At 51.9% G+C, this 26,013-nt stretch carries 25 protein-coding genes; 8 read left to right on the top strand and 17 right to left on the bottom strand.

The features are described from left to right. Window positions 1–3 precede the first annotated feature (3 nt). The 10 genes from DWX59_RS07825 to DWX59_RS07870 form a co-directional block, all read right to left on the bottom strand. A complete protein-coding gene (locus DWX59_RS07825; protein ID WP_235844957.1) occupies window positions 4–1,368 on the bottom strand; it encodes a glycosyltransferase in 1,365 nt (454 codons plus the stop codon). Between the two features lie 125 nt (window positions 1,369–1,493). After that, a complete protein-coding gene (locus tag DWX59_RS07830) occupies window positions 1,494–2,408 on the bottom strand; it encodes a flagellin N-terminal helical domain-containing protein (RefSeq protein ID WP_117557796.1) in 915 nt (304 codons plus the stop codon). A gap of 237 nt (window positions 2,409–2,645) precedes the next feature. Next, window positions 2,646–3,500, bottom strand: a complete 855-nt coding sequence (locus DWX59_RS07835; protein ID WP_117558018.1) for a flagellin N-terminal helical domain-containing protein — start codon at window positions 3,498–3,500, stop codon at window positions 2,646–2,648. A gap of 158 nt (window positions 3,501–3,658) precedes the next feature. Then, complete coding sequence (locus tag DWX59_RS07840; protein ID WP_117557798.1) at window positions 3,659–4,762, bottom strand: glycosyltransferase family 2 protein; 1,104 nt, start codon at window positions 4,760–4,762, stop codon at window positions 3,659–3,661. Then, window positions 4,759–5,373: a PilZ domain-containing protein gene (locus DWX59_RS07845; RefSeq protein ID WP_117557800.1), complete on the bottom strand. Its 615-nt coding sequence runs from the start codon at window positions 5,371–5,373 to the stop codon at window positions 4,759–4,761. The genes DWX59_RS07840 and DWX59_RS07845 overlap by 4 nt, the downstream gene beginning before the upstream one ends. A 22-nt stretch (window positions 5,374–5,395) precedes the next feature. Then, window positions 5,396–6,268: a lytic transglycosylase domain-containing protein gene (locus DWX59_RS07850; RefSeq protein ID WP_117557802.1), complete on the bottom strand. Its 873-nt coding sequence runs from the start codon at window positions 6,266–6,268 to the stop codon at window positions 5,396–5,398. Window positions 6,269–6,330: 62 nt separating this feature from the next. After that, window positions 6,331–7,476 carry an N-acetylmuramoyl-L-alanine amidase family protein gene (locus DWX59_RS07855; protein WP_117557804.1) on the bottom strand — a complete coding sequence of 382 codons (1,146 nt, stop codon included), beginning with the start codon at window positions 7,474–7,476 and terminating at the stop codon, window positions 6,331–6,333. Between the two features lie 15 nt (window positions 7,477–7,491). Then, a complete protein-coding gene (locus tag DWX59_RS07860) occupies window positions 7,492–8,874 on the bottom strand; it encodes an N-acetylmuramoyl-L-alanine amidase family protein (RefSeq protein ID WP_117557806.1) in 1,383 nt (460 codons plus the stop codon). A gap of 13 nt (window positions 8,875–8,887) precedes the next feature. Further along, window positions 8,888–9,223, bottom strand: coding sequence for an EscU/YscU/HrcU family type III secretion system export apparatus switch protein (locus DWX59_RS07865; RefSeq protein ID WP_117557808.1), 336 nt, complete (start codon window positions 9,221–9,223; stop codon window positions 8,888–8,890). Beyond that, window positions 9,210–10,637 (bottom strand): hypothetical protein, encoded by a 1,428-nt coding sequence (locus DWX59_RS07870; RefSeq protein WP_117557810.1) that lies wholly within the window; start codon window positions 10,635–10,637, stop codon window positions 9,210–9,212. Before DWX59_RS07870 ends, DWX59_RS07865 begins: the two co-directional genes overlap by 14 nt. Window positions 10,638–10,840: 203 nt before the next feature. Between DWX59_RS07870 and DWX59_RS07875 the strand changes: the two genes are divergently transcribed. The 8 genes from DWX59_RS07875 (at window position 10,841) to DWX59_RS07910 (ending at window position 18,209) form a co-directional block, all read left to right on the top strand. Further along, complete coding sequence (locus tag DWX59_RS07875; RefSeq protein ID WP_117557812.1) at window positions 10,841–11,146, top strand: flagellar biosynthesis anti-sigma factor FlgM; 306 nt, start codon at window positions 10,841–10,843, stop codon at window positions 11,144–11,146. Window positions 11,147–11,162: 16 nt separating this feature from the next. Beyond that, a complete protein-coding gene (locus DWX59_RS07880) occupies window positions 11,163–11,645 on the top strand; it encodes a flagellar protein FlgN (protein WP_117557813.1) in 483 nt (160 codons plus the stop codon). Window positions 11,646–11,690: 45 nt separating this feature from the next. Continuing rightward, complete coding sequence (locus DWX59_RS07885; protein ID WP_117557814.1) at window positions 11,691–13,391, top strand: flagellar hook-associated protein FlgK; 1,701 nt, start codon at window positions 11,691–11,693, stop codon at window positions 13,389–13,391. A gap of 109 nt (window positions 13,392–13,500) precedes the next feature. Next, window positions 13,501–14,577: a flagellin family protein gene (locus DWX59_RS07890; RefSeq protein WP_235844958.1), complete on the top strand. Its 1,077-nt coding sequence runs from the start codon at window positions 13,501–13,503 to the stop codon at window positions 14,575–14,577. Window positions 14,578–14,657: 80 nt separating this feature from the next. After that, entirely contained in the window at window positions 14,658–15,299 is a 642-nt protein-coding gene (locus tag DWX59_RS07895; protein ID WP_117557816.1) for a hypothetical protein, read from the top strand. A 14-nt stretch (window positions 15,300–15,313) separates the two neighbouring features. Then, window positions 15,314–15,814, top strand: coding sequence for a flagellar assembly protein FliW (fliW, locus tag DWX59_RS07900; RefSeq protein ID WP_117557817.1), 501 nt, complete (start codon window positions 15,314–15,316; stop codon window positions 15,812–15,814). Then, window positions 15,786–16,031 carry a carbon storage regulator gene (locus DWX59_RS07905; protein WP_117557818.1) on the top strand — a complete coding sequence of 82 codons (246 nt, stop codon included), beginning with the start codon at window positions 15,786–15,788 and terminating at the stop codon, window positions 16,029–16,031. The genes fliW and DWX59_RS07905 overlap by 29 nt, the downstream gene beginning before the upstream one ends. Window positions 16,032–16,061: 30 nt before the next feature. Beyond that, window positions 16,062–18,209, top strand: a complete 2,148-nt coding sequence (locus DWX59_RS07910) for a GGDEF domain-containing phosphodiesterase (RefSeq protein ID WP_117557819.1) — start codon at window positions 16,062–16,064, stop codon at window positions 18,207–18,209. On the opposite strand, the gene DWX59_RS07915 is transcribed toward DWX59_RS07910, so the two are convergent. The 7 genes from DWX59_RS07915 to DWX59_RS07945 all read right to left on the bottom strand — a co-directional run bounded on the left by DWX59_RS07915 (window position 18,200) and on the right by DWX59_RS07945 (window position 25,969). Then, a complete protein-coding gene (locus DWX59_RS07915) occupies window positions 18,200–19,399 on the bottom strand; it encodes a nucleotidyltransferase family protein (protein WP_117557820.1) in 1,200 nt (399 codons plus the stop codon). The two genes, DWX59_RS07910 and DWX59_RS07915, sit on opposite strands and share 10 nt — an antisense overlap. Window positions 19,400–19,474: 75 nt before the next feature. Continuing rightward, window positions 19,475–20,791 (bottom strand): flagellar filament capping protein FliD, encoded by a 1,317-nt coding sequence (gene fliD, locus DWX59_RS07920; protein ID WP_117557821.1) that lies wholly within the window; start codon window positions 20,789–20,791, stop codon window positions 19,475–19,477. Window positions 20,792–20,808: 17 nt separating this feature from the next. Then, a complete protein-coding gene (locus tag DWX59_RS07925; protein WP_117557822.1) occupies window positions 20,809–21,213 on the bottom strand; it encodes a hypothetical protein in 405 nt (134 codons plus the stop codon). Window positions 21,214–21,221: 8 nt separating this feature from the next. Then, window positions 21,222–21,626: a flagellar export chaperone FliS gene (locus DWX59_RS07930; protein WP_117557823.1), complete on the bottom strand. Its 405-nt coding sequence runs from the start codon at window positions 21,624–21,626 to the stop codon at window positions 21,222–21,224. A gap of 36 nt (window positions 21,627–21,662) precedes the next feature. Beyond that, window positions 21,663–24,236 carry a flagellar filament capping protein FliD gene (gene fliD, locus DWX59_RS07935; protein WP_117557824.1) on the bottom strand — a complete coding sequence of 858 codons (2,574 nt, stop codon included), beginning with the start codon at window positions 24,234–24,236 and terminating at the stop codon, window positions 21,663–21,665. A 202-nt stretch (window positions 24,237–24,438) separates the two neighbouring features. Next, window positions 24,439–25,191 carry a late competence development ComFB family protein gene (locus DWX59_RS07940; protein WP_117557825.1) on the bottom strand — a complete coding sequence of 251 codons (753 nt, stop codon included), beginning with the start codon at window positions 25,189–25,191 and terminating at the stop codon, window positions 24,439–24,441. Further along, the gene (locus tag DWX59_RS07945) at window positions 25,172–25,969 is read right to left on the bottom strand and encodes a ParA family protein (protein ID WP_117557826.1); all 798 of its coding nucleotides are present in this window, start codon (window positions 25,967–25,969) and stop codon (window positions 25,172–25,174) included. Before DWX59_RS07945 ends, DWX59_RS07940 begins: the two co-directional genes overlap by 20 nt. Window positions 25,970–26,013: the final 44 nt, after the last annotated feature.

Here is a 26,013-nt window from a genome sequence, read left to right on the forward strand (position 1 = left end):
TCTCTATATGTTCTTCTCATCAGGACAGGCAGGTTTTGCGCCGGACCATGCCGCACGGATGTATGACAGCTCCTCCGCTGTAAACCGCTTATTTATATATGCCTCCAGCTCCGGCCACTCCAGCTCAGAGCATGCCTTCAGGACAAACAGCCTGTCTTTCATGGAATCAAGACAATAGAGTTTTTCCAGTATACCCATCACTTTCCGTGCATCCACAGGAGAGCAGCCCCCATCCCCCCGGAATGCCTCCAGCAGGACATACAGAGACTTCATGGAATAGGGCGCGGACTTGAGAACGGCAATGCTAAGGCTCACCGCCCGTTCCCCCTTTCCCGTCTTCAGGCAGCAGAAAGCCAATTTTTCATAGATTTCCTCCAGGTGGCTGCCTGTGAGCATGGACCGGTTATTCCTGCCATAACATTGAAGCTTGTTCAGAGCCTGTTCCAGGTAAAACATTCCCCTCCCGAAGTCCTGGTCCGCAATAATAAAATTACCTATGATATAGTCAAAGTCAGCCTCCTTTGGAAGCAGCTTCACAGCCTTCTCATAAATCAGCTTCATCTCATCAATTCCGCCTCCATTCTCTTCCATAATTTGCAGAAGGCTTGTAAAAGTGGACGCGCTCCTCTGGTCCCTTTCATCCAGCAGAGACGGCATGCGTGCAATGGATTCCCGGTACCAGGACTCCGCTTTGTTCAAATCTCCGGCCGCGTAGTACTCATCTCCCAAATACCCCATCATCTCATGATCGCCGGGATGGTCCTCCAGCTCCTTAAGGATCAGCTTCAGATTTCTTCCATTTACCTTCTTATCCTCCCAGACAGATCCGCTGTAACCGCTGTGAAGAATGGAAAGCTCCCCTGTGGCGTCGGCGATATGCATAGGAGTCCCGTCCAACCATCCAAGTTGTTCATGGATTCTTCTCCGGTAGCCCAGATTGGCCCGGTTGCGGAAGACACGGATCTGGGTTCCCGCGGCGGCGGCTTTCCCATCATCATCCAACAGCATCAATCCCGTTGTTATCCCTTCAGCCCTGGTAGGCTCCAGCTGCTCTAATATCTTAAGAAGCTTCTTCTCATCTCCCGGCGCCCATGTCTCATCCGCGTCCAAAAAGGCAATCCACTCTCCCTTTGCCTTACTGATGGCATAGTTCTTAGCCGCGGCAAAGTCATCTGTCCAGGTATAATGATATACCCTGGCCCCCATAGATTCTGCAATCTGGACGGTCCGGTCCCTGCTTCCCGTGTCCACCACAATCTGTTCGCAGACAATCCCTTTTCCCCACGACAGCGCCTTCTTTATGTTATTTTCCTCATCCTTTACAATCATGCACTGGGAAATGCGCACACCGCTCTGTCTCTCCAACATAACGCCTCCATACCTTATGTCTGTAAAAGAGAAAGCCATTTCGCAGCTTCCGGCTTTTGAAATGGCTTTCTCTTAAGTTGGTTCCGCCACACGGAGTGGAACCAGTATCAATCACTGTTCAAAAATTACTGTAACAGGCTCAATACGCCCTGAGGAGCCGCGTTTGCCTGAGAAAGCATGGACTGGGCAGCCTGCAGAAGAATATTGTTCTTGGTGTAGTTTGTAATCTCATCAGCCATGTCTGTATCACGGATACGGCTCTCAGCTGCTGTGATGTTCTCAGACGTAACCTCCAGGTTGCTGATGGTGTGCTCCAGACGGTTCTGCGCAGCACCCAGCTTAGCACGGTAGGAAGATACAGTATCAATGGCGTCTTTAATGGCTGTAATGGCCTGGTTGGCATAGGTTGTTGTCTTTTCACCAACATACAGGATATGATCCTTTGTCCCCACCTTACTGGGATCAACCTTACCCGCATAGGCACCACCACCGGCTATAGAGAATATACCTGAAACTGTCATAGACTGTCCGCTAACCAGGATGGTCTCACCAGCTGTCGGGCCAATCTGGAATGTCATCTTATGACTCTTATCGCCAGGACGGGTTGCGGCGTCATAACCATTGGCGTTCTGTAACGGCTTAATACCGTTGAAGTCCGTGTTGTTGGCAACACGGTCAATCTCTGCTATCAGCTCGTTCATCTCGGACTGGATGTTGCCGCGGGCAACAGAGTTGTATGTACCGTTTGCAGCCTGGGTAGCCAGGGTGGTCATACGCTGAAGCATGGAGTGAACCTCTGTCAGGGCGCCTTCTGCTGTCTGAATCAGACCGATGGCATCGTTGGCATTGGCTGCTGCCTGGTTTAAGCCGTTAATCTGGGATCTCATGCTCTCAGAAATAGCAAGTCCTGCAGCGTTGTCGCCTGCACGGTTAATCTTATAACCGGATGACAGTTTCTCCAGGTTCTTGTTCAATGCGCTCTGGTTGGTGCCTAAGTTTCTGTAAGAGTTGATTGCCGCTATATTATGCTGAATTACCATAAATATTTCCTCCTTGATTTTTAAATATATCCGGCAGGAACCTCCCTGTCCCCGCCCATACGTCCATAAGGGCCCTTTATGAAACGTATCTGCAAAGCTCTGTTTATATTAAGCTGCCTTACATTCTGAATATCGTCAAATTCAAAATATATATAAGGGTTTGTATGATTTTTCTTTAAAAAACTTCCATGTAAATCCTGGTTAATCCCTGCGACTGATTTATCCCTGTAACCTGATTTATCCCTGCAGCAGCCGAATCACCAGGTCCGGCAGGCTGTTAGCGTGGACCATCATGGAATTGGAGGACTGGAGTATGATATTCTCCGTGGTATAGGCTGTAATCTGCTCCGCCATGTCGGTGTCCCGGATACGGCTCTCAGCCACTGTCATGTTTTCCTTTGTCACCCCAAGGTTGCTGTTGGTATGCTCCAGATGGTTTAAGGACGCGCCAAAGGATGCCCTCACATCCGCCACCGCCTCAATGGCGTCCTCAATGGTATCCACTGCCTGGTTGGCATTGTCCACCGTGGTAAAATCCATATCCTTTAAAAGAAGCTCCTTGCTTCCCATGTAATACCGCTCCACATCCAGGGTCTCGGCTTCCGAGTGCCCAATCTGGAGTCTGATATCGCCTTCCTTTTTAGGGGGTACATATCCAGGAGGAAGATTTCCGGGATGTTCCTTAAACAAAGGAATACCGTCAAAATCCGTGGTCTGGCTGATCCGGTCAATCTCATCCAGCAGCTGCAGCCGCTCCGACTCAATATTTTCCCTGGCCACGGAGCTATAGGTCCCGTTGGCGGACTGCACGGCCAGGGTCTTCATCCTCTGGAGCATGGAGTGTATTTCCGTCAGGGCGCCTTCCCCTGTATTGGTCATGCTTACACCGTCATTTACATTGCGCATGGCCTGGTCAAGACCCCTTATCTGGCTGCGCATCAGTTCAGAGATGGCCAATCCGGCCGCGTCGTCCCCGGCCCGGTTAATCCGGAATCCGGAGGATAGCTTTTCTAAGGATTTATCCAGTTTGCCTTTTATGATTTTCTGATTTCTGGATGAATTCACGGATGCTATGTTGTTCTGTATCTGCACCTGTCCATTCCACCTTTCCGTATCTATTTCGGCATATATCTTATATCTATAGAGAATCACCGATATGCTTCATCATTTCCATTACTATGTTTATCGGCGTTTCTTCCCGGTTCATAAGAAAAAATTGATGGTTTGGACAAAAAATCATACCGGATGCATCACAGGCCCATTTTCACAGACATTTCCTTAAGCCGCTTTGCAGCCGGTCCAAATCCTGCAAGGGCTGACTGTCTGTAATACCCCGCCGCCTTTTCCCCATTGCCCGACACTTCATACCAAAGCCCCAGATTATAGGCCGCCTTAAAGGATCCCGTGCCAACCACTCCCCCCTGTTCCGGGTGTTCCCCTATCCTCAGGCACTCCAGATAATTTTTTTCTATCTCAGGCAGCAGATGCTGGTATTGTCTCACATCCAACAACACCAGCTTCATATAAAAAAGCCCGCATAAAAAACAGAAATCAGCCCGTTTTCCAAGCACGGGCTTCTCCCGCCCGATGATATCCCCCGCCTCATGAAGACAGGCGGGCCCGCCCAGGTCCAACAGGGTATAAAGGTATAAAAGGATGCCCTCGGTCCGGTATCCTGCCTGTCCGGGTACGTTTTCATAAAAGCTGCAAAACCAGTCAAGGCTGTCCTTCAGCCGTTCCATATTCCGCAGGGTGGCCGCCATCTGGAATCTGTAATATGCGTCCTGGGGATACATACGGGCCGCTTTCTCAAGATAGGGCAGGTTCCTCTCCCCTTTATCACCACTGAGATAACCGTCGTGGTCCGCCTCCAGCAACAGGGGATAACACCCAATCCCGGTGTTTGGCTGTTCATGGATGATTCCCGCATATCTTATACCGCGGGGAAGAAGCCTTGGAATCAGGGAGGTGCTGACACTGATTCCGTCAACGTCATGGTAGGAATCGTATCTGGTAATGGCTCCCATCCACGCCTGTCCGTATGCAGCCCACAGCCTGGATATCCGTTCTTCCAGCCTTTCCCTGGAATAAGGGCGCAGGGTCTCATCCGCGTCCAGGACCAGGTTCCAGTCCCCGTCCGAATGGTCCAGGGCAAAGTTGCGGGCAGCGGAAAAATCATCGGTCCACCCATATTCCAGAACCAGGGCCCCTGCGTTTCGTGCAATTTCCTTTGTCCTGTCCGCGGAACCGGTGTCGGTTATGATTATATCATCCACAAGATGTTTTGCGCTTTTCAGGCAGCGTTCCAGGAAACGTTCCTCGTTCCTGACAATCATCACCAGGTTTATCTTCATGTAATGCCCTTTCTCTTATCAAGAAGCCTTTTGTATACAAAGGAGCGGATGGCTGCCTCGGCCCCGTCCGTCAGCCTTAAAAATTTACAGCCGTATCCGTATCTTCCGCCCTCTGCGCGTTTCGCCCACAGGATAACCACATTGAACCTGCGTTCCAGGGTTCGGAAACAATAGGAGAAGGATATGACATCCCCCCTCTTAAGGGGCTGGACCGTGGTGATATACAGCCCTCCAGCACTGAGATTGCGGATGGTGCCGTAAAAATGTCTGCCATTGCTCAGCTCAAACTCCACCTCCAGATAGACCTTGGCCCGTATATCCCGCTGGCGCTGGACCACATTCTTCACATCCAGGATACGGCAGTCAGCCGCCCACGGCTCCCCTGTTTCCAGATATGCCGGATTCCTCCGTATGGTGACCTCGCACTTGGCCACTATCAGGCCGCATTGGTCGTCATAAAAATCCACCCTGGACTGAAACCGGGAATCCTGAAACTTATAATCAGAAAAGAACAGTGTGACACTGTCCTTTGCATGAACGACCCTTGCTTCTGACAGGCGCTGTCCTGTTGGGGTGTAAACCATACACCTGCTGCAATCTTTTAATACCATGTTCCTGTTACTCCTCCTGCCCTTATACCAGCGCTCCCACTTCCCGGTCCGCATTCATCATCATCTGAATCCGCATCATCTGCACCAGGCTGGCAAAGCTTTCCTTGTCCATGACTATATTGTCCCCTTCCTGGCGGATGGACAGGTTGTCCATCCATGCAGATGAGGCCAGAGGGCTGCTGCCGGTGATATTTCCTCCATACAGGGAACTGAGGGCCAGGTTTCCTCCACTGCCAAGGGAACTGAGGGCCAGGCCTCCTCCCCCGCCAAGGGAACTGCCGCCGGACCCTGATGACAGGATACGGCTGCCTGTCCCCATATTCATGGCATAAAGCATGGCAGGGTACTGGCTGCTGCCACTGGAAGCCGTAACGGTCCTCCCCGCCTTCAGGCCGGGCTCACCCATATACGCCATTACCTTCCTGACATAATTCTGGGTCTCTTTATAGGGAGGGATACCTCCGTATTTCTGGACGCTTCCCGGCCCTGCGTTGTACGCGGCCAGGGCCAGGCTCACATCCCCGAACCGGTCCAGGTTTTCCTTCAGATACCTGGCCCCGCCCATGATGTTCTGCCTGGCGTCATAGGGGTCCGATACCCCCAGGCTCCTGGCTGTTCCAGGCATTAACTGCATCACCCCAATGGCTCCCGCATGTGATACGGCCCTGGGGTTAAAATCAGATTCCGCCTTTGCCACTGCCCGTATCAGCCCGGAAGGCAGGTTGTATCTGGCCGCCGCTTCCTCAAACATGGCATCCATGTCCTGGGCAGCGCCGGAAATCCCGTTTTTCAGCATATTCCGGAAGGCGCTGTCCTGCGAAAATACACGGCCCACAGCTCCTTCCTCCTGCTGCCTGACGGCCTGAGCCTGGGCAGCCGATGTGATTAAACCCATTTTATCCTGCTCCTTTCATCCCGGGGCGGTTTTCAATATTTATTCCCGCCCCCCTGTACTCCTTATCTTGAAGCCTTTCCGTCCTGGCCTATGTTCCAGCCGTCAACAATACGGTTCACAGCCATGCTTCCATCGCTGTCCAGATAATACCAGCTTCCGTTGTCATTGAGCCATCCTGTCTTCATGCGCCCGTCCGGCTCCAGATAATACCACGTTCCAGGGCTTGGCTGTATCCAGCCCGTAAGCATGTCCCCATTTTCTCCCAGATAATACCAGAATCCGTCCCCGGGACTGAGCCAGCCCATGCACATGGCACCGTTCTGGTCCATGTAGTACCATCTGCCTCCTGTTTGGAACCAGCCCTTTACCCGGCTGCCGCTGCCGTCAAAGTAGTACCATTTGCCGGAAACAAGCTTCCATGTGTCAACTGCCTTTGAACCGTCCGGCATCACATAATTATCCCCTTTAAAGGAACCGCCGTCCCCAGGTCCCTGGCCGCGCTTTTCTTCCTTCTCGTAATCCTCCCAGTCAAACTCCTGGTCCGTGGAGGTCACATACTGGCCTTCCTTCAGATACTTCTTCTCATCCGAGGTAACAGGCACTGCCTTCACTTCATAATAATAGGTTTTGTCCATGTCCGTCATATAGTCGGCCAGATTAGCGCTGTTGCTTTCCACGGTCATCCTTTTAACCACCTTATTATCACCGTACAGGGTAAGGGTATAACCCGGTGCATATTCCACGGACTTCCATACGGCCTTTTTCTTGGACGTACTGCTCCAGCCTGCTTTCTGTGTATCGCCCAGCACCGTGACCGGCCGGTAATCCGCCTTCACCTGAAGGCTGGAATCATCCAGGGCCTTGGCTGACACAAAGTCAGCGCCCGTGACCTTGCATTTGGAGCGGTTCAGGGTGGCGGGAAAGTATTTTCCGTCCTCTGCCACCACCGTAACCTCCACCCGGACCTTGCGCCCCGGTTTCCAGTTGTCATAATCCGTGCGGTACTGCACATCCCCAAGGGAGCAGCTTTTGCCGCTGACCGTAACCTCCGGTTCAGATATCTCCTCCGGCTCCCCATAGATTGTCTTAAAGCTGACGTTCACGCTTTCAATCACACTGGACTGAGCGCCGTATGCATACAGTCCCATCCAAAGCGACATGGCCGCCCCCAGCCCCAGGGCCGCCCTCAGTGTTCTGTTTTTCCTCAATTAAAGCACCTCCTGCTACTGTGTCCATATTCCATCCTGGTTCACATAAAATCCGCTGATCCGGGTATCCCTTGCCATCTCGTATGAACCCGGATGAAAATAATACCAGTTCCCGTCTATCTGGCACCAGCCTTCCACCAGCTCCCCATTGGAATCCGCATAAAAGGTCTGGCCGTCCCTTATGATCCATCCCGTGAACATGGCGCCCTGAAGGCTGTTGTCCACCGTGTTCAGATAATACCGTTTTCCGTTGAGTGAAAGCCAGCCCGTATAAAGGGAGCCGTCATCATTAAAATAGTAATAATAAGGCCCAATTACCTTCCAGCCCGGCCCGGCCATGGAACCTACGGGTTCCCCGGCCTCTTCCTCCGGGCGGAAATAATACCATTTCCCATTGACCCTGGCCCATCCCACCGCCATCTGCCCGTCGGGCTGGAGATAATAATACCGCCCGTCCACATTCTGCCAGCCGTTAAGCATAAGGCCGTCCATGTTAAAATAGTACCATAAGCCATCAATCAGCTCCCAGCCGCCCCTGCCCAGGCTGCCGTCCGGATAACGGTAATGCCAGCCGTCTTCTTCCTTTACCCAGCCAACCGTATCCGCGGTTCCCCGGATCAAGGAGCCGTCCTTTTTCTGCTGCCCCTTTCCATCCGATACATACCGGTCCGTAATCTGCAGCTCCCCGGATTCAATCCACTCGCTTTTCTTCCCGTATTTTACCTGTACATCCGTTGACGGTATGGTCCTTACCTTGAAGGTATAATCCCCTTCCTTTGTCATGTACGGGTAAAAATTGTACCTGACCGCTGATGTTTTGGACACCTTGTGGACGGACTTCCCGTCCCGGAACAGTTGAAGCTCATAATATCCGGAGGTATTCTCCGGCTTGTCCCATTTGGCCTCGCCCAGGTTTTTCTCATTCCAGAAGGCATCCTTAGGAGGATTGTATTCTCCCTTTACCCCGTTTACCCTGAGGGTCACCACCAGGTTGTCCCCGTCCCGCCTTGCGGACACAAAGGTGCCTCCGCTGATTTTGACCTCCGATGACTTATAGCTTGCAAGGAAATAATCCTCCCCCACATCCTCCGGCTCCAATGTGACCTTCATCCTGGGCTCGTCCGCCGACTTAAGCTCCTCCCCGGCCTTATCCACCCATTCCGCCCTGGATACATGATACTTGCTGTTGCCTCCCGACACCATCACCTTGCCTTTTTCCGGTGTTCCTGTCCCGATGTCTATGCCGGGCAGGGTGCTTCCGGCCTCCAGCTTGGAATTCACCCGCACGCTCACTGATTTGATGGGCTTGGTGGCTGCCATAGCTGTGATGAGGCCCCCCTGCGCAAGGCAGCAGGCCAGTATGACGGCCGCTGCGCCCTTAATCCACCTGTTTGGCATCCGCTGTTCCTCCTTATATCGTTTCCCTGCTATCATCCTGTTCCGGGATAGCGGTTCTTTCCTGTTCCTCCGGAATCCCCTCCGGTACAAATCCCAGGAAATATATGTATATGTCTACCACAGCCTGATATAATTCCTGGGGAATGGCCGCCCCCAGCTTCATCTGGCTCAAGAGCGTGGCAAGGGAGTCATCCTCATATACAGGGACCCCTGCCTCCATGGCTGCTTCCGTGATTTTCTCAGCCATATACCCCATACCCGAAGCCACAATGACAGGCGCCCCGTTTTTCTGGGCGTCGTATTTAAGGGCAACGGCTTTCTTTTTCATCAGTTCCTCAAATCCTGACATTGATGGTCCTCTCCTTTTCCCTTATTTCCGGAAACACATCCTCAATCCTCAGGCTGCCTGTTTTTTCCCTTACCAGCATGCGGCCCAGGCCCAGGCCGTTCTTCTTCATGATTCCGGCCACCTGTTCCTCTATGTCCCCGGATTGGCCTGCAAGGGCAGGCGGCACCCCTAGCTGCATGTCCACCAACCTGTCCTTAAATATCATGAGCATCTCAAACCTGCCTAAACCCTGGACATCAAAGTGGAGCAGCATCTTTATCTTCCTGCCCACATCTTCACCTTCCCCGCCCGCGTCCGGGTCCGCCCAGATTTCCGACATCACGTTCTTTCCCTGGTACTGGAACGGGAACAGGATATGGAGAAGGGGAAGGTATACGCTTTCATTCAGAAGCATTCCGTTCATGATCTGATAAAACTGCTGGATATTCTCCAGTCCCGCCTCCCCGTTGGCACCCTTTAACAGAAGGGAGGAAAATGTATCTGCAAAACCGTTCTCTTTTGACTGTCCATGGGCGCTCAGTATGCTGTCCATAGAAGGCATTGCATTGTCCTTAAAATAAGCTTCCACGCCGCGGCTTCCCGCCAAACGGTCAAACAGCTGCTGCAGCCGGTCCATGCTTCCGTTCTCATAGCGCACCGCATGGAATATCAGATGCATGACAGCGTCCCGCACAGCCCCGTAATCATGGGTCCTGGATATATAATTGGACAGGAAAGGAATCAGCCTGCTGTTAAGGAAGCTTGTGTTGGCCGCCGTGTCCCCATTGGCCGCCTTCCAGTCCATGCCTCCCATAAGCTGCTGGAAATCATCCCGGAAGGGTCTCATCAGGAGATGGCTTATATCATCTGTCAGGGTACGCATCTGCTGAAGGAAATGGCCGCCGGACGAGTAATCGTTATATGTCTTTAAAAAGGCCAGGACCGCTTCCTTCATGCTCCCCGGGGCATCCTGATACAGGATGTTCCTCAGCCCGTCAAAAAAAGGACCTGAGAATTTGGCCTGGGAAAGCTGCTGCCCCTTAAGAAAGGAAAGCAGTTCTTCCGGGGAATCCACCCTGACCGAGGAAAGCAGCCTCTCTACCAGCTCCCCAACCTCTGCCTGGTCCCCGAACAGCAGTGCGGCCGTTTCCCTGGAAAAGAGCTGTTCCAAAAGCCTTGGAAGTCCCATGCCCTCCCCCAGCTTTTTTATGAAAGCCCCGTAATTGCTTTCATAGTCAATTATGCTATAGCTTCTTTCCCCTGTGGCATCCCCGCTTTTTCCTTCCTCCTGCCCGTCCGCCCTGACAACACGGGACGGGTCCACGGGATTCTGGATTTTCTGGCTGTTCCCCTGCTCCGCAATCCTCTGGCTGTCTGATATGTTCCTGTTGTCCGGATTCAGGGAAGGACCGGTTACCTGTAAGATATTAGCCATAATACCTCCGTACTGAACTATACTTAGAAAATGAGTCTATATCTTTATATATATCGGCGCAGTCCTCCCTAACCATTAGGGTTATTTCTAAAAATTTTATCTCTTTTTTTTCGAAACTGCCTTATCCCCGGTCAAAAAGCGCCGATAAATTACGTATAGCAGCAAAGGGAATCCATCAGAGCACTGAATGAAAGGAGGGTGTCATGAACATCAAATTTTTAACCGGCAGCACGGATTTTCCGGATTACCGGTCCATTACCTCCACCACCAACACACAAAAGACGTCTGCCGGCAGGGAAGCCGGCGATTATGATAAGATATCACTTAACAAGTCCCCTTATCCCGAGGATGATATGTCCTTTGCCCGTGTACTTGCCAGGGAGGCTGCGGCCAGGCTGGAGGCCGGTGTAAGCAGCGAACGGGTGCTGAGTTTAAAACAGCAGGTGGAGTCAGGAGCCTATCGTCCCGACGCCAGGCGCATAGCCGAGAAATTACTGGGCTACCGTTAATGAAGGAGAATGAACCATGGATTATCAGAACAACACAAAGGATCTGCTGGAGGAATTTGCCGGCTCCATTAAACAGCTGGCCCATACCATTGAGGGTATTGCCAGGCTTGAGGAGGAAAAGGCGGAAACCGCTTCCCTGGGCCATCATGACAGGATGGACGGAATCCTTAAGCGTGAGCAGGTATATATATTAAAGCTCCGGGGACTGGAACAGAAACGTCTGCGGCTGGCTGAAGCCATGGGCTGGAAAGGGCTTACCTTCCGCCAGATCCTCAGCCAGTCCACCGCGGAACAGGCCGGCCGCCTCTCTCCCCTGTTCACCCGGCTGGACAGCCAGATTAAGCATCTTCGTGAGGTTAAGGAAACCGCGGAGCGGATGATTCAGGTCAGGCTCAGGGAATTTAACCAGATTCTCTCCGCCGCAACCGGGGAGGGCTATGATGAAAACGGCAATCCGGCCAAAGGACCTTCTTCCTTTTTCCATGACCGATACGTATAAGCGGATACCTGCCGCTTCCAACAACAATCCGGAGGATGATACCATATGATACGAGCCACATTTTCCGGCTTTTCCACTGCTTTCTCGGCCCTGCAGGCCAGCCAGAAGCGTTTGGACATAGTCGGACAGAATCTTTCCAATATGAACACGCAGGGTTATACCCGGCAGCAGCTTGAAACCTCCAGCCTGAATTACTGCAATCCCATTTCCCGTTATATGAACGGTTCACAGATTGCCGTGGGCTTTGGTGTAAGCATGGATAAAGTAAGCCAGATCCGGGACCCCTATCTGGATGCCCAGTACAGGGCCCAGATTAACAAATCCGGTTATTCCGACACCCTCCAGACAGCCCTGGACACCCTGTCCAAAGCCCTGGACGAGAGCAGCATTGAGGGAATCCGCACCGCATTTGACGACGTCCAGTCCACCCTTACCAACTTACAGGATAAAGGCAATGACTCTGTGTATGAAAGCGAACTCCGTTCCCGTATGCAGTCCCTTACCAACCTGCTCAACGATGCGGCGCGCCAGATAGAAGAAGCCGAAAAGGCAGAGCTGAGCAAGCTGGACGGAACAGGCACCAGCGAACAGGGCTCCGTGGATAAGGTCAATGACATCCTGCGCCAGATTGGGAATCTGAACCACCAGATCAAACAGAATCAGGTCCTTGGGCAGCAGAGCCTGGAACTGTTGGATGAGCGGAACAGCCTGTTGGATGAGCTGGCCAGCTACATCCCCATTGAGGTGACTTATTTTAAAGACGCGGAGCACGATGGCAAGATGACGGTGGCGGACCCGGATGATCCGGACGCGCCGGCTCATATCATCGATGCCCCCAAAGAATTATATAATTATGATTCCAAGGGCAATATCATCAGCAGGAAGGAGTGGCCGGATGACCTTAAGGTAGAGCTTGTATACAGGGATACCACGGACCCGGAGGGCACTACCCGCAGGCTGACCCTTATCAACGGCACCGAAGGCACCCTGGGCAGCAACTATGGCAAGCTTACCCCTGTGGACAGCGACCCGTCAGACCCCACGGCTGTTTCCATCCAGTTCACCCCTGCCTCTTCCAGCGGCCAGACTGCCAAATCAGCCTCTGCCACCGGCATCCAGCTGGCATCAGGCTCCATACAGGCCAGCCTGGATATGCTTGGCAAGAAGGGCACCGGGGACCCGGTTGCCCCTGGTTCTTCTGTCCAGGATAACGTGAGGGGTTATCAGTACTATATGAAACGCCTGGATGAGCTGGCCTCCCATTTCGCCAAAATCATGAACGATGCCAATGCGGAAGGCGGTCAGGGAAAACTGCTCGCCAACAGGACCGACCCGGCTGCTGATATCACTGCCCTGACCATCGGCATCAGCAAAGAATGGATCAATGGAACCGTACATCTGGGAAAAAAAGACGGCAGTTCCAAGGACACGGTCCTGTCCATGCTGAATAACATGAAAAAGGACCATCCCGAATTGGGGAATAAGTCCTTTGCGGATTATATGAATAATGTATCCACCATACTGGCCAATGATTCCAGCAGCAACATCAACGCCCTTAAGACCAACGTAACGGTATTAAACAGCATACAGGATTCCAGGGATTCCATATCAGGAGTCAGCCTGGATGAGGAGGCGTCCAATATGATGACCTATCTTTCAGCTTATAATGCTGCTTCACGTCTTATGACGGCTTTGGACGAAGCACTTAACACCCTGATCAGCGGCACCGGCCTTGTGGGAAGATAAACAGAACCTAATGATGGAGGTATAAAACAATATGCGCGTCACTAACTCATCATACTACCGGAATTTCACTAATTCCATCAATGATGTACACGGCAGGCTGAATAAAAGCATGAATAAGGTATCCAGCGGGAAAGCTTACGAAAAAGCGTCTGACAATCCCCTGGCCTACTACGAGGGCAAGAAAATAGACAACCAGTATCAGGACACCCTGAGCAAGCTTGGGCTTATCACCAATGTGAAAAACCGGCTCTATCAGCAGGAGCTGGGGGCCCGTTCCATTCAGAACCGGTTGTCCGAGGCCAAGAAAAAGATTGAGTATGTCCGCTCCGACAGCAATAACAGCGATATGCAGATTGTGCAGACAGTCCGGGATGACCTGCTCCAGAAGCAGCAGTCCATGGTCAATGATTTAAACGCCCAGTATCAGAACAATTACATATTTGGCGGCAGTGACACCACCACCCCGCCCTTTACCCTAAGCGCGGATGGCAGGGAGTTAACATTTTCCCATACCTTTGCAGGGGATAATGCTGCCACCAAAATGGTGATGACCCTGACCCAGCAGCCGGACGGGACCTACCAATATGAATTCAGCGGCACAAAAGGCAACCCGCCTGCTAATATGGACAGTGATGAGACCATGGACAATATCGTCAAAGCCATGCGTGAAACCGGTTATATGGATGTGGGGTATGGCAACATCTCGGAACCTGATACCCTTCTGGACACCAATACAGGCGGGCTTAACCTCATCACCGGACTTTCCGCCGGCGCTATGAATGCAATGTCGGACAGCCAGGCAAGGGATGAGGTCATAAGCAGGCTGAACAACAGTCCTGTTGCACTGGTGGGCAAGGCTGTCATTGCTTCCGATAACTATATTGGCGGGGGCAGCAGGGAGGATTTCTCCTCTGCCCTTGGTTCGGTCATGGATACAATGACCGAAACAGAGCATTCGGTCAGCACCGTATACAGCGACCTGGGCAATAAGTATTCCCTTCTTGAGTCAACTGAAGAAAAGCTGACCACCATCAAGCTCGCCCTGACAGAACAGTATAAGGAGAAACTGGGAGCAGACCCCTATGAGGCCATAACCGAGATGTTTTCTTACCAGCAGTCCTATAACGCGGCGCTTCGGGTGGGTTCTAATATGATGTCGTCGTCCTTATTTGATTTTGTGAAATAATCTTTTGTGAATAATTTTAAAAACATTGCAAGGTACAGCTGATTTCCTGACTATGTTCCATACCCGGGGAGGAGGTGTCCATGATGGAACAGCTTATAAAAGTCTCTTCCGTTCCCTTCCAGGCCATTCGGTTCACCCAGAACGCACGCCTGGTTCCGACAGACAATATGGCATTGGAGCGCCATAAAGCTTTGGTGCGCCATCATGCCTTCCTGTCTCGGTTCCGGGCCGCCGCTGGCTGTTTGGACTATGATTTCCTTAATCAGGTGAACGCTGCTTTCTCAAAAGAAACCAAGGCCAGCCAGCCCCAGGCGTCCTTTGCAGGATTGCCCCGGACAGGTGCGCCTGCAACAGGCAGGGACGCGTCCGGTGCGGTTTCCCAGTCAGCCACCGGAAACCAGTCATTCCCTTTATGCCCGCAGCCTGTTCCCAGCGGGAATCCTGCCTCCCCTGCTTCCTTTAAAGCAGCCGTATCCAGTCATACAGATCAGCCGGTCCATGCCCCTTCTGTCCAGGTTCCCTCAGAAGCAGCTGCCGCTTACACAATCCAGCGCGGTTCTTTTGAACTGCGGGTGGCAAAAGGCGAGCTTTCCTATGTACCGCCCCTTGTCATGACCATTGTCACACAATACCCTGGTATACAGTTTGAGTATACCGGTGGTTTTAACTACATTCCTCCCCGAGAGGATTCTTCGGGAACCAATATAAACGTATCGATATAGGAGTCATGAAACTTATGAAAATACAGACTGATTATTATGGAGAGGTGGAATATGACCAGGAAGACCTGGTTACCATAAACGGAGGCTTTTTCGGCTTTTCCAATTTGACTAGCTATCTTCCGATCTGTCTCAGTGAAGACGAGGGTTCCCTGCTTCTGATGCAGTCCACGGAGCAGCCGGATATTGCCTTTGTGGTCATCAACCCCGCCTTCCTGTCACCGGACTATTCCCCCATACTTTCCCAGGAAGAGCTCGCCTGTCTGGATGTGTCAGACAGTGGGGAGCTCTCTTACTATGCGCTATGCGTCATCCGGAACAATTACCTTGAGAACACGGTCAATATGAAATGCCCCCTTGCCATTAACCCCTTGACCCGGAAGGGAAAACAGGTCATCCTTGAGAATCCCGAATACGGGTACCGCCATGAGATAAGTTCCTTTCCAGGCATGCTGGAGCCGCCAAATACAGATGACAGGAGTGATGGATATGCTGATACTGCGGAGAAAAAAGAATGAGAGTATCCTCATTGGTGATAACATACGGGTCACAATCACGGAATGCGCTTCCAGCGGGGTGCGTCTTGCCATTGAGGCGCCAAAACAGATTCCCGTTGTCCGTGAGGAACTGTTTGAAGCAGAGAAGATGAACAAGGCCTCCCTTGCTCCTGAGACCAGTTCGGTCCGGTCCCTTCAGGCCGCCCTGCAAAGGCATCTTCTCCACCAAGAAGCATGATACCTGATATGCTATACCGAAGGGGGATTTATGGACACAGATGATAAAACCATGAAAAATGAAATCCATCGCCTGCAGGAGCGCATCCTGCTTCTGGAACAGAATGACAAGCTCACGGGACTGATGCATAATACGGTCTATCTGAAAAAAGTAGACGCGCTTCTGGCTGAACATCCTGACTGGGAATTCTCACTGATTTACTTCAGCATCAAGAACTTAAAGCTTATGAATGTCCAGCAGGGAACCCACTACGGGGACCGTTTTCTCTGCCATATAGCCAGCTACCTGCGGCTACCGCAGGAAAAAGATGTGCCCATTCTGGTATCACGCGTGTACGCCGATGCATTCTCTGTATTTCTTCCAAGTTCAGAAGAAAAATCCATGACAACGCAGATTTTCCTGGCATATTCTGATTTCTCCAGGACCATGGCGCCGCCCTCCATCGGGATACGTCATGTAAAGGGGACTGAAACAGCCGCCCATTCCCTGTTAAACCAGGCCTATATGGCCGCGTCCTCCATTTATGACATAGATGACCGGCATGTGGTGGTATACGGTGATTCCATGTACAATAATTTCGTGCTGGAACAGATTATATTATCCGACTTTAAAACAGCCCTGGAACACCATGATTTCCAGCTTTATTTCCAGCCAAAATATAACATTGCCTCAGGCAAAATAATCGGCGCCGAAGCCCTGGTCCGATGGGACCATCCCACGGCCGGATTCATCTCCCCGGGCAAGTTCATACCTGTACTGGAGCAATATAACCTGATTCAGGAACTGGACTGCTATATATGGGAGTCCCTGTGCCGCCATCTTCATCAGTGGAACAAAAAGGGATATCCTCCCATCCCTGTCTCGGTTAACGCTTCCAGGATCAGTATCGGCAGCCTGGATGTGGCCGCAATCCTGGAAGGCCTGGTGAAAAAGTACCATCTCTCCCCATCCCAGCTGGAAGTGGAGATAACGGAAAGCGTTTATGCGGAGCATCCGGATTCCATCAAGAATACCATTGACAAACTGCATCAGGCCGGGTTTGTTGTCCTGATGGATGACTTTGGAAGCGGATACTCCTCCCTCAGCTTTCTTGCCGACACAAATGTGGATGTGATTAAGCTGGATATGCGTTTTCTGAATTGTGACACACCAAAAAGCAACTACATCCTTTCCTCTGTTATACGCATCAGCTATTGGCTGAACCTGCGCATCATTGCCGAGGGTGTGGAAAACCAGAAACAGGCGGACACCCTCCTTAAAATCGGCTGTTTCTACGCCCAGGGATTCCTGTTCTGCAAGCCGATTCCCTCCTGTGAATATGAGAAGCTGCTGCCAGGCAATTTTTTGGATGTCACGGATATGGGTGCGCAGAAGGGGAAACTCAACGGGCTTGTGTCCACCCTTGACCTGTTCTCCCAGAATATGATTAACGAACAGATAACGGAACTGCTGTTAGGCGCTGTGGTGGTATTTTCCCTGAAGGAATCCAGTCTGAGCATATTAAATGTAAATAAAGCCTTCTGCGCCCTGTTACGAAGCCAGGACGTACCCTGCCCAGGCGATGACCTGCTATCCCTTTTAAAGCTCAGGCATCCGGATGTTTTTCTTGCCGTATGCCGCCGTACGGCAAGGCTGAACCCATCCGACGGCCGGACCACATACATCCAGGCAGGAAAGAATCCGCGCCTCTACAAAGCAGAGCTTTACTGTCTGTCCGTGAAACCGGACTCAGCCATCCTCTATGCAAAGATTTCCGATGCATCTGAATTATACCACAGCCTGAATAACGCCCGCCTTTGCAGGCAGGGGCTTCAGGTTGTCATGGATTCCCCCGGGCTGCCGTTCTTTGAACTGGATATCAAATCCCACATTGCCACGTGTTCCGCCCTTGCCTGCAGGCTTCTGGGCCTGACATCCAGGCCGCTGCACGCGCCTGAAGGGTTTCTGGAACAGGGAATCATATGTGAAGATCATAAAGCCGAATTCTGCAGGTTCTTCCTGTCGGTTTACATCAAAAAACAGGACATCTCCTGCAGGCTGGCCATACGCCTTGCAGACGGTGCCCGTGTCAATGCCCGTCTTTCCGTTTTCACGCTCCGGGACTCAGGACGGATTCAGAACGCAATCGGGACATTGGAACTGGAGGAAAACAGGACTGGGCACAGCTTTCATTCATAGGTATCCTTATCCTTCACGTTCCCTGCCAGCAGGCCTGCCATAAGCCGTACTCCCCGCCGGACCCAGTAAACCGGCAGCAATACAGGCAATTTTTCCAGGAAAGGATATATGGCGCACATATATCGGAATTCTGGGAAAAGCCAGCGAAGCTTTCTCATGAAGGCTGCCCTGTACCCCTCCAGCCGCTCCATGAATATGGCCTGGCTGTCCCTGCGTCTCTCCTTCTCTATATCCTGCTTTATCAAAGAAGCCAGACGCAGGGCCTGGTGGTCTGTCTCCCGGCTGATTGCGCCCCGGCTTAGGATCCGGTTCTCCAGCACATCATAGACCCCCATATCCTCAGGCTGGCTGTCCTCCAGGATATCCTCCTTTGAGCCAAACCACATATAGGAAATGTGCAGAATCTTTTCAGCCAGTCCGTCAATCTGGAACTCTCTCAGCCGGTCGGCGATGTATTCCCGGTTCATCTCCTCCCGCCACGCCTTGTGGTATAAATACAGGTCCAGGACTTCCCTGATTAAAAGACCGTCCTCCGTATAATGGTAAGCTGCCTGGGCCGCCATGAAAATATAGCGGTTTTCAATGGAAATGGTCCTCACATAATTGGAGGAGTTTCTTATGAAGGCAGTCTCCATGATGCGCTGCATTCCCTTGCCAAAAGGACGTGTGCGAAAGGGCAGTTTATGGTACAGCTCCACGCAGAAACCGGAAGGACGCTCCATGCGTTCCCCGAATCCCTTGTAAATCCGTTCCGTCTCATATCCCAAATCCACCAGATATCCTTTGGCCAGGGAATAACTTTCCTCGTCAAGCTTCAGCCTGAGCGGGTTATTGGCCGACATTTCCTGTATCTGGTACAGGAGGCGTATCCGGCTTGTGCTCAGGATGATGCACGGAACCTCCATCATATCTAAAAGCGTCAGTATCTCACGCTCAGCATCCTCCGATGTATCGCTGTATGACAGCGACTCCTGATACCGCCCAAAAAACCGTTCCATCCAGCGCTCCGGTACCTTCTCTCCGTTTCCAAGTATTCCCAGATACACCACATTGGCAATCTTGTGGTAATCAGCTGTCCGGTACATATGCTCCCAGTCAATCCTGCTGTGTATGGCCTTAAGGTCATCCTGACGCACGATACCGCCTGCCAGATTCACAAGAAAACGTCCTTCAAATATTATCCGATCCATATATCCCTCCCATCGCAGTGACATAATCCAAAGAAAGCTGCACATGAAGTATGTACAGCTTTGCTAACACATCCCTTATGCCAGGGTGTTGAGCAGCAGGCCGACCGTATAGAAGTTGGTCATGTTATACGGCCCGCTTCTGGCAAAATTGGATAAATACCTGAAGTTGGCAGATGATGTTTCCTGCTCCCTTCTGCTGGCAACAGCGGCAAGGTCGCTGTCCACAATCCTCTGGACCGGGTCGGACAGGGCTGACTCCGCCCGCCTGGCCGCCTTTTCCGCCATTCCAAACTGCCCGCCCAAAAGGGATTTCGTACCTTCCAGATCTGTTTCCAGGGCGTTCTTTAAGGTATCTTTGTCTAATTCCAGTTCTCCGTCCTTATTGTAGGTAATCCCTACCGCCTTCAGGGTCTTGGCGTCCGCCATCCCACGCCCAAAGGACGCCAGGTGTGACACAGCCCCGGTTCCCCTGTCCCCATTGTCTTTCAGAAGACCGGATACCTCGTTGTAGCGTTTCACCAGGTCTTCCACCGCAGAGACCACGGTGTCCTCATCAATGCCGGTGTAAACCCTGGCCTCGCCTGTTCCCTTCAGTTCCGCCCCAATCCTGCCGTAATCCAGACTGATTTTGTTGGTATCCGAACGCAGGGTCTGGGTTATCCCGTTCCCGGTCACCGTGTACACAGCGTCCTGGGCCCGGGCAGAGGCATCCTCAATACCGGACGCAGCTCCGGCGTTCCCGCTGACCGTAAAGCCGCCGGCTTCCCCTTCCCTGGCTGATGAAAGCACCAGGGATATCCTTCCGTCCACATTGGACACAGATGCCCTGACGCCTGCGCCGGACTGGGCGTTGATGGCCCCCGCCGCTTCCTGGTACATCTGTTGATAAGTCTTGGCCGTGCCGTTTTCATTGACACTTCCCACGGACACAGATATCTTACCGCCCTCGGGGCCGGTAATCTCAAAGTCCATATCCGCGCCCACGTCCGCCTGTTCCTGGGCATGGTGCGACGCGCTGGCGTTCTGCTGGGCCTGGGCAAGGGACTGGACATTCAGGGTGATATCCGTATCCCCTTTCAGCCGGTAGGATGCAGAAGCCACGGCCACAGAGCTGTCCGTGGTGGTTACCTGATAATCATTCCATACATTTTTACTGCTGCTCTCCGTAAGCTTTAAAGCCGCTGTCTCCAGCCCGGTCAGCTTTGACTGATAGTCCTTCAGGAAATTCTGGATATCCTCATAGGCAGCCTTGGATGATGATGTGGCTGAGGACACCCGCTTAACGGGACTTACGGCCTGATAACCGGAAGAACGTCCGGTACCTGATAGCCGGATTAGATTGAGCATATTCTGATACTGGTAACTGCTGCCGGATATGCCGTTAACCGTCATGGCAATTCCTCCTTTCCTTATTTATTAGATGCATAGTAGGACCGCCCGCCGCCAATGTGCCGGTTCAGGCGCTGGTCCGCCTCCCGGACCTCCTTTAACAGCGAGGCGGTCTTACTCCGTATCTCAAAAATCTTTCTCTCCTCAAATCCCTTTGGCTCACCTGTCCTTAAGAACTCCTGCGACATCAGCCAGCGGACCTGCCCGGCTTCCTCCGGCCCCTGTTCAGCCATCAGCCATATCTGTTCCCCGGCAGCTTCCACCCTGGCCATCTCGTCGGCCCGCATCTGAAGAATCAATCCAAGGGATACCTGGTCATTTCTTGAGGCTGACTCCAGAAGTTCCCCTGTAAGACGTTTCATTTCCTGCATCCCGTTTAAACGTTTCTGCAACAGGAGCATGATTTGTTCCAAATCCAATGCCATATCCTCTCCTACCCCAGGATTCCCCTGTTCTGGACCACATGCGTATCCTGGACCTTTAAGCTGGCCTGGTCAAACGCGTCCTTAAGTTCGGAAAGGATACGGCGGACCCTTCCTATCTCATCCTTCTCCCGCTCCCGGCCGGCCTTAATCCTGCTGATATCGTAAATCAAATATTGATAAATACGCCTTAAGTCCCGGCTGATTGGCTGCTGCATGTCCAATATATCAATCAGATACCGGACAATACGCGAGGTTCGCATAAGGGAATCCTCAAACATCCCGTATTCCTTGTCTTCCAGCGCGTATTCTGCCTTCGACAGGCGCCGGATTGCCTCCTCGTACAGCAGCAGCAGTAATTCCGGACCGCTCATGGAGTATATGCTGTTTTCTTTATACTTCTGGTAACCGTTCATTCCATTCCCTTCCTGACAGATGCAGCATGCCTTCCATCACGCCTGGAACTGGGCCAGATAGCTGGCCTGGCTATTCATCTGGTTAATCAATGTCTCCATGGTGGTAAACTGGCTGATGTAACGGTCCTGTTCACTGGCAAGCCTTGCATTCAGCGTATCCAGGACACTCTGCATTTCCTTCAGATCCTTATAAATCTGGTTGTTCATGATTGAAAGCGGTATCTTTTCAGAACCAGCCTCCTCAATCAGGCGGCCGTAGGAGTTTCCGTTCCTGTTGGCGTATTTGGTGGCGTAAGGCGTCAGGGTATCCTCTATGATGCTGGCAAGCCCTTTCTTGATGTCCCCGCCCCCGGTAAATACGTCAGACACTTTTTCAGGGTCGCTGGTCATGGCTGCCTTGAACTTTGCCTCGTCAAAGGTGATAGTGCCGCCGTCCAGGTAATCATCGGAAATGGTAATCCCCATCTCCTCCAGATCCTTGTAGTTGGCGCCGCTGGCCATCAGGTTTGTCAGCACCCCCTGCATATCCAGGCTCAGGGCACGCATGGTGGCGTCATTGTAGAGCAGCCCTTGTTTGGCCTTCTTCTCCCAGTTCTCAATGGATTTTTCCGACATCTCCTCCTGCTGTTCTTCGGTCAGTGGCCCGTAGGATTTATCCGGCCTGGTTGTGACCTGGGTATTGATTTCCTTAATCATCTCATTGTATTCTTCGATGAATTTTTTGACAGTCTCGGTCACGCCGTCCACATCGGCTTTGGCGCTGAAGGTGACGGCCTTGGACCGGTCGGAATTCCAAACCCCGCCGGTATCCTGGGTCACATTGCCGAATTCCTGGGACACCGTAACCCTCAGTCCCTCAAGGTCAAAGGTATTGGATGAACTCTCAATCATTGTATTGATTCCGTTGCCGTAGCTGACCAGGACCTGGGCGTTTTTTCCCATTTCAAAATTTCCGTCTGTATAGTTGCCGGCTGCATCCTTTACGGCCCCGAACATATCCTCGGAGGCCCCTTCCAGCTGAATCTCCCTGCCGCTGCCTGTCTCAGATGATATCAGTACAAACTGGTTTGTGCTGCTAAGGTAGGAAGCCTTGACCCCCACATCTTTGTTGGCGTTAATCTTATCAATCATACCCTGGATACTGGTATCGGCCGTGACGCCGTTAATCTTCACACCGTTAATCACCAGGCCGTCTGTCTCCAGGGAGTTAAGGAACTGCGCCCGCTTCGTCTCTGCGCCAGGCCCATCTCCAGGTATCAGCTTCTCTATATTATCCCTGATGCTGCCTTCCAGGTTCAGCTTATTGCTGGCTCCCTTCTGTATTCCCAGGACATTCCTGATTTCTGCGTTGTCAGAGGTAACTGTAAGTGTCTGGTTGGACGAGGCATTGCTTCCCAGTTCAAAGGACAGCGGGTCAATAACAGGATTGCCGTCAGTCCCAATGACAGGATTGCCATCCGCGCCATAACGGGTGCCTCCGGCCACTTTAATATTGTCCGTACCAAACGCCTGGTTCAGCCTGCCCTGTATGATATCCTTTAAATCGTCCAGGTCCGCAAACGTATCGCCGCTTTTCACCAATTCTATCTCCTTGGTCTGGCCTCCGAAACTGATTGTAAGCTTTTTCCCGGTAAGATACTGCGTCATGGTCTGCCTGTTTACATACGTGTCGTTCAACTGCTTCTGGTTTGCATTAAATTCACTGAGGCTGATTCCGTCTGAAACCGTCTTGTCTGTTCCGTCCGCGTTCTGGGGATTGTATCCCAGGGCGGTGAGGGCGCTTGAACTGGAGTTAATCACCAGATTGGTGGTCTTTCCTGCCTTGGTCTGCAGATTCATCTTGCCATCTGCGTATACGAATTCCATCACATCTGAGATAGAATCCTCTCCTGATTTGATGCCGGACTGGGACAATGCCTTGTTCAGCTGCATGGCCAGCTTTTCTCCGCCCGTCATGGACACCCCGTCCACTTCCACGGCTGCATCCAGGTCTATGGTATAGTCAATCGGCACGGTTATGTCCTTGCCGTCCCCATCCTTATCCTTATAGGAAGAAGGAAAGGTAAATATACCTGCCGACTGGTACTGGTCCCCGCTGTATGTCCCGAACCTAAGCTGTCTTCCCTGCAGCAGGGAGCTTTTATACACGGGATTGGTAAGGCTGTCCTGAGTTATGCCTGTATGGATGGAGGAAGTGCCTTTGGAAGCAGACTGGAGCGTTGAGGAACTGGCCAGCTGCTTTACCCCTAAAATTGATAAATAGTCCAGCATATTGGAAGACCCTGTGGCCGACACGAACTTGGTGATATCCGAATCCCCCATGGCCGTAATCTGGTTCTTGGCAAACATGCTGGGATACTTAAGGTTGGTGCCTGACGCAAAGGAAAAATAATTATCCTGCAAAGCCAGCATCTTATCGCTCACCGCCTGAAATGCCTCCTGCTTCCAGCCAAGGCTTGTCATCTTATTTTTTTGGTTTGTTATCTTAGACTGGGTTCCGGCCGTCATCTGCTCGATAATGGAATCCCGGTCAATTCCGGAACCCAGACCGCCATACCCTCTTAAACTGGTATTCCCAAGGCTGCTTGTTGCTCCTGATACACTTGCCATCTGTATTCTCCTCTCACATCCGCTGCTAAATGATTATCCATCTCCTGCGTTTGCCCGGTGTATAGGAATCCTGCTGCCGGTAACGCATAGTCCTGCTATCTATAATTTATTTATCGGCGGGTTTTAAAGAAAAATAATAAAAAGTGCCCAAGTTTAATCAACCCGCGCACTTTTTTATTTTAAACGCTTCATCCTTCATTCTTTACCTGTCATAGGGACCGGAACGGTCGTGTCTTGGTTTTTCTTTTACATCCATGCATGCCTTGATGATTTCCGTGAGGATCCTTACCTTGAATTTGCTTTCATAGAATCCGATGATGGGAGCCGTGGAGCTCTCGTCCACCACAACATACTTTGCAGGCAGCCTGGTCAGGATAAGGGCCATCACATCCGCCTGGCAGCGGCTGCACATACATACGTCATACTGTTTCAGGTACTGCTTCAGGTTCATCCGCATCAGAATCTGCTCCATCACATTTACCATATGGTAATGATCCAGTTTTCCCTGAATCTCTTCCTCCAGCTGGTCCGTTAGCCTGTCCAGGATTTTATTGGAAATATTGTCATTCTGGCTGGTCTCATTTACCACAATCACAGTCTTATCGCCATTGGCCGTGATTCTTGATATGGATTCTTTTGGATTGGCCGCACCCTGTGACGCCTCTTTTGGCGACGCTTCCCTGGACGTCTCTTTGGGCGACTCACCCTGGTCTGTCTCTTTGGGCGCCCCGCCCTGGGACGTCTCTTTTGATGACCCGCCCTGGACTGTCTCTTTGGGCGACCCACCCTGGACCGTCTCTTTTGATGACTCACCCTGGGCTGCTCCGGTCACCGCATCCTTTTTCTCCTGTTGGGCCTCCTCCTTTTTTTCATCTGCAGCAGCCTCTTGTTCCGAGGCGCTTCCATTGGTAATCAGGTTCAGTACATGGGATGTCTTATTGGTCTTCCTTGGCACGCTCCATCACCTCCTTTATGTGGATGGCCTCCCCAACTTCCTGGATTAAATCCTGGTAATCCTTTACGGCTGACGATCTTGGATTATAGTCAAATATACTTTCGCCGTGGGCAGGCGCTTCCGCGATGGCCACCCCGGTGCGGATTTTGGTCCGGAACACAACCGTGTTAATCTGCAACGCCAGCTGCTGGGCCATCTCCAGCACATCCCTGGAGAGAAGGGTACGCTTATTAAAGCGGGTCAGAAGGATTCCCATGACCTTAAGGCCTGGGTTAAAGCTCTCCCTGACAGACTCTATGGTCTCCTTAAGCTGGGCTAGCCCCACAAGGCTTAAGATATCGGACGCCAGTGGTATGATCAGGTAATCGGAAACAGCATAGGCGTTCACTGTCAGGAGGTTAAGGGCCGGCGGTGTATCGATGATGATGTAATCGTATTTCTCCATCACCGGTGCCAGCGTATCCCTCAGTATACATTCCCCTGGACCGGAGGATGTCCGCTCTATCCCGCTGCTGAGGGTGATGTCTGCGGTCAGTATATCGCAGTATTCTGTCCGGCAGATGGCTTCCTGTACCGGAAGCGTGCCCTTTAACGCGTCCAGAACCGTGGGCCCATTGGCCGTCTCCACGCCCAGACAGAAGCCCAGGTTTCCCTGGGGGTCCAGGTCCACTCCCAATACCCTCAGTCCTTTTGCCGCAATCCCGGCAGCCAATGCAGCGGAAGTGGTGGTTTTCCCCACCCCGCCCTTCTGATTGGAAACTGTTATGATAGTAGCCAAAGCGTTACCTCCGAATTCAATCTTATTTTATATATGATATTGGT

Source organism: Enterocloster aldenensis (assembly GCF_003434055.1).
Classification (GTDB): domain Bacteria; phylum Bacillota; class Clostridia; order Lachnospirales; family Lachnospiraceae; genus Enterocloster; species Enterocloster aldenensis.

Excerpts from the sequence above, each read along its gene's own strand:
- DWX59_RS07860 (WP_117557806.1), bottom strand. The coding sequence starts at position 8,874 with ATGCCAAACAGGTGGATTAAGGGCGCAGCGGCCGTCATACTGGCCTGC.
- fliD (WP_117557824.1), bottom strand. The coding sequence starts at position 24,236 with ATGGCAAGTGTATCAGGAGCAACAAGCAGCCTTGGGAATACCAGTTTA.
- DWX59_RS07895 (WP_117557816.1), top strand. The coding sequence starts at position 14,658 with ATGATGGAACAGCTTATAAAAGTCTCTTCCGTTCCCTTCCAGGCCATT.
- DWX59_RS07915 (WP_117557820.1), bottom strand. The coding sequence starts at position 19,399 with ATGGATCGGATAATATTTGAAGGACGTTTTCTTGTGAATCTGGCAGGC.
- DWX59_RS07875 (WP_117557812.1), top strand. The coding sequence starts at position 10,841 with ATGAACATCAAATTTTTAACCGGCAGCACGGATTTTCCGGATTACCGG.
- DWX59_RS07925 (WP_117557822.1), bottom strand. The coding sequence starts at position 21,213 with ATGGCATTGGATTTGGAACAAATCATGCTCCTGTTGCAGAAACGTTTA.
- DWX59_RS07910 (WP_117557819.1), top strand. The coding sequence starts at position 16,062 with ATGGACACAGATGATAAAACCATGAAAAATGAAATCCATCGCCTGCAG.
- DWX59_RS07850 (WP_117557802.1), bottom strand. The coding sequence starts at position 6,268 with ATGGGTTTAATCACATCGGCTGCCCAGGCTCAGGCCGTCAGGCAGCAG.
- fliD (WP_117557821.1), bottom strand. The coding sequence starts at position 20,791 with ATGACGGTTAACGGCATATCCGGCAGCAGTTACCAGTATCAGAATATG.
- fliW (WP_117557817.1), top strand. The coding sequence starts at position 15,314 with ATGAAAATACAGACTGATTATTATGGAGAGGTGGAATATGACCAGGAA.
- DWX59_RS07840 (WP_117557798.1), bottom strand. The coding sequence starts at position 4,762 with ATGAAGATAAACCTGGTGATGATTGTCAGGAACGAGGAACGTTTCCTG.
- DWX59_RS07830 (WP_117557796.1), bottom strand. The coding sequence starts at position 2,408 with ATGGTAATTCAGCATAATATAGCGGCAATCAACTCTTACAGAAACTTA.
- DWX59_RS07890 (WP_235844958.1), top strand. The coding sequence starts at position 13,501 with ATGAATAAGGTATCCAGCGGGAAAGCTTACGAAAAAGCGTCTGACAAT.
- DWX59_RS07845 (WP_117557800.1), bottom strand. The coding sequence starts at position 5,373 with ATGGTATTAAAAGATTGCAGCAGGTGTATGGTTTACACCCCAACAGGA.
- DWX59_RS07885 (WP_117557814.1), top strand. The coding sequence starts at position 11,691 with ATGATACGAGCCACATTTTCCGGCTTTTCCACTGCTTTCTCGGCCCTG.
- DWX59_RS07865 (WP_117557808.1), bottom strand. The coding sequence starts at position 9,223 with ATGTCAGGATTTGAGGAACTGATGAAAAAGAAAGCCGTTGCCCTTAAA.
- DWX59_RS07905 (WP_117557818.1), top strand. The coding sequence starts at position 15,786 with ATGCTGATACTGCGGAGAAAAAAGAATGAGAGTATCCTCATTGGTGAT.
- DWX59_RS07825 (WP_235844957.1), bottom strand. The coding sequence starts at position 1,368 with ATGTTGGAGAGACAGAGCGGTGTGCGCATTTCCCAGTGCATGATTGTA.
- DWX59_RS07930 (WP_117557823.1), bottom strand. The coding sequence starts at position 21,626 with ATGAACGGTTACCAGAAGTATAAAGAAAACAGCATATACTCCATGAGC.
- DWX59_RS07880 (WP_117557813.1), top strand. The coding sequence starts at position 11,163 with ATGGATTATCAGAACAACACAAAGGATCTGCTGGAGGAATTTGCCGGC.
- DWX59_RS07870 (WP_117557810.1), bottom strand. The coding sequence starts at position 10,637 with ATGGCTAATATCTTACAGGTAACCGGTCCTTCCCTGAATCCGGACAAC.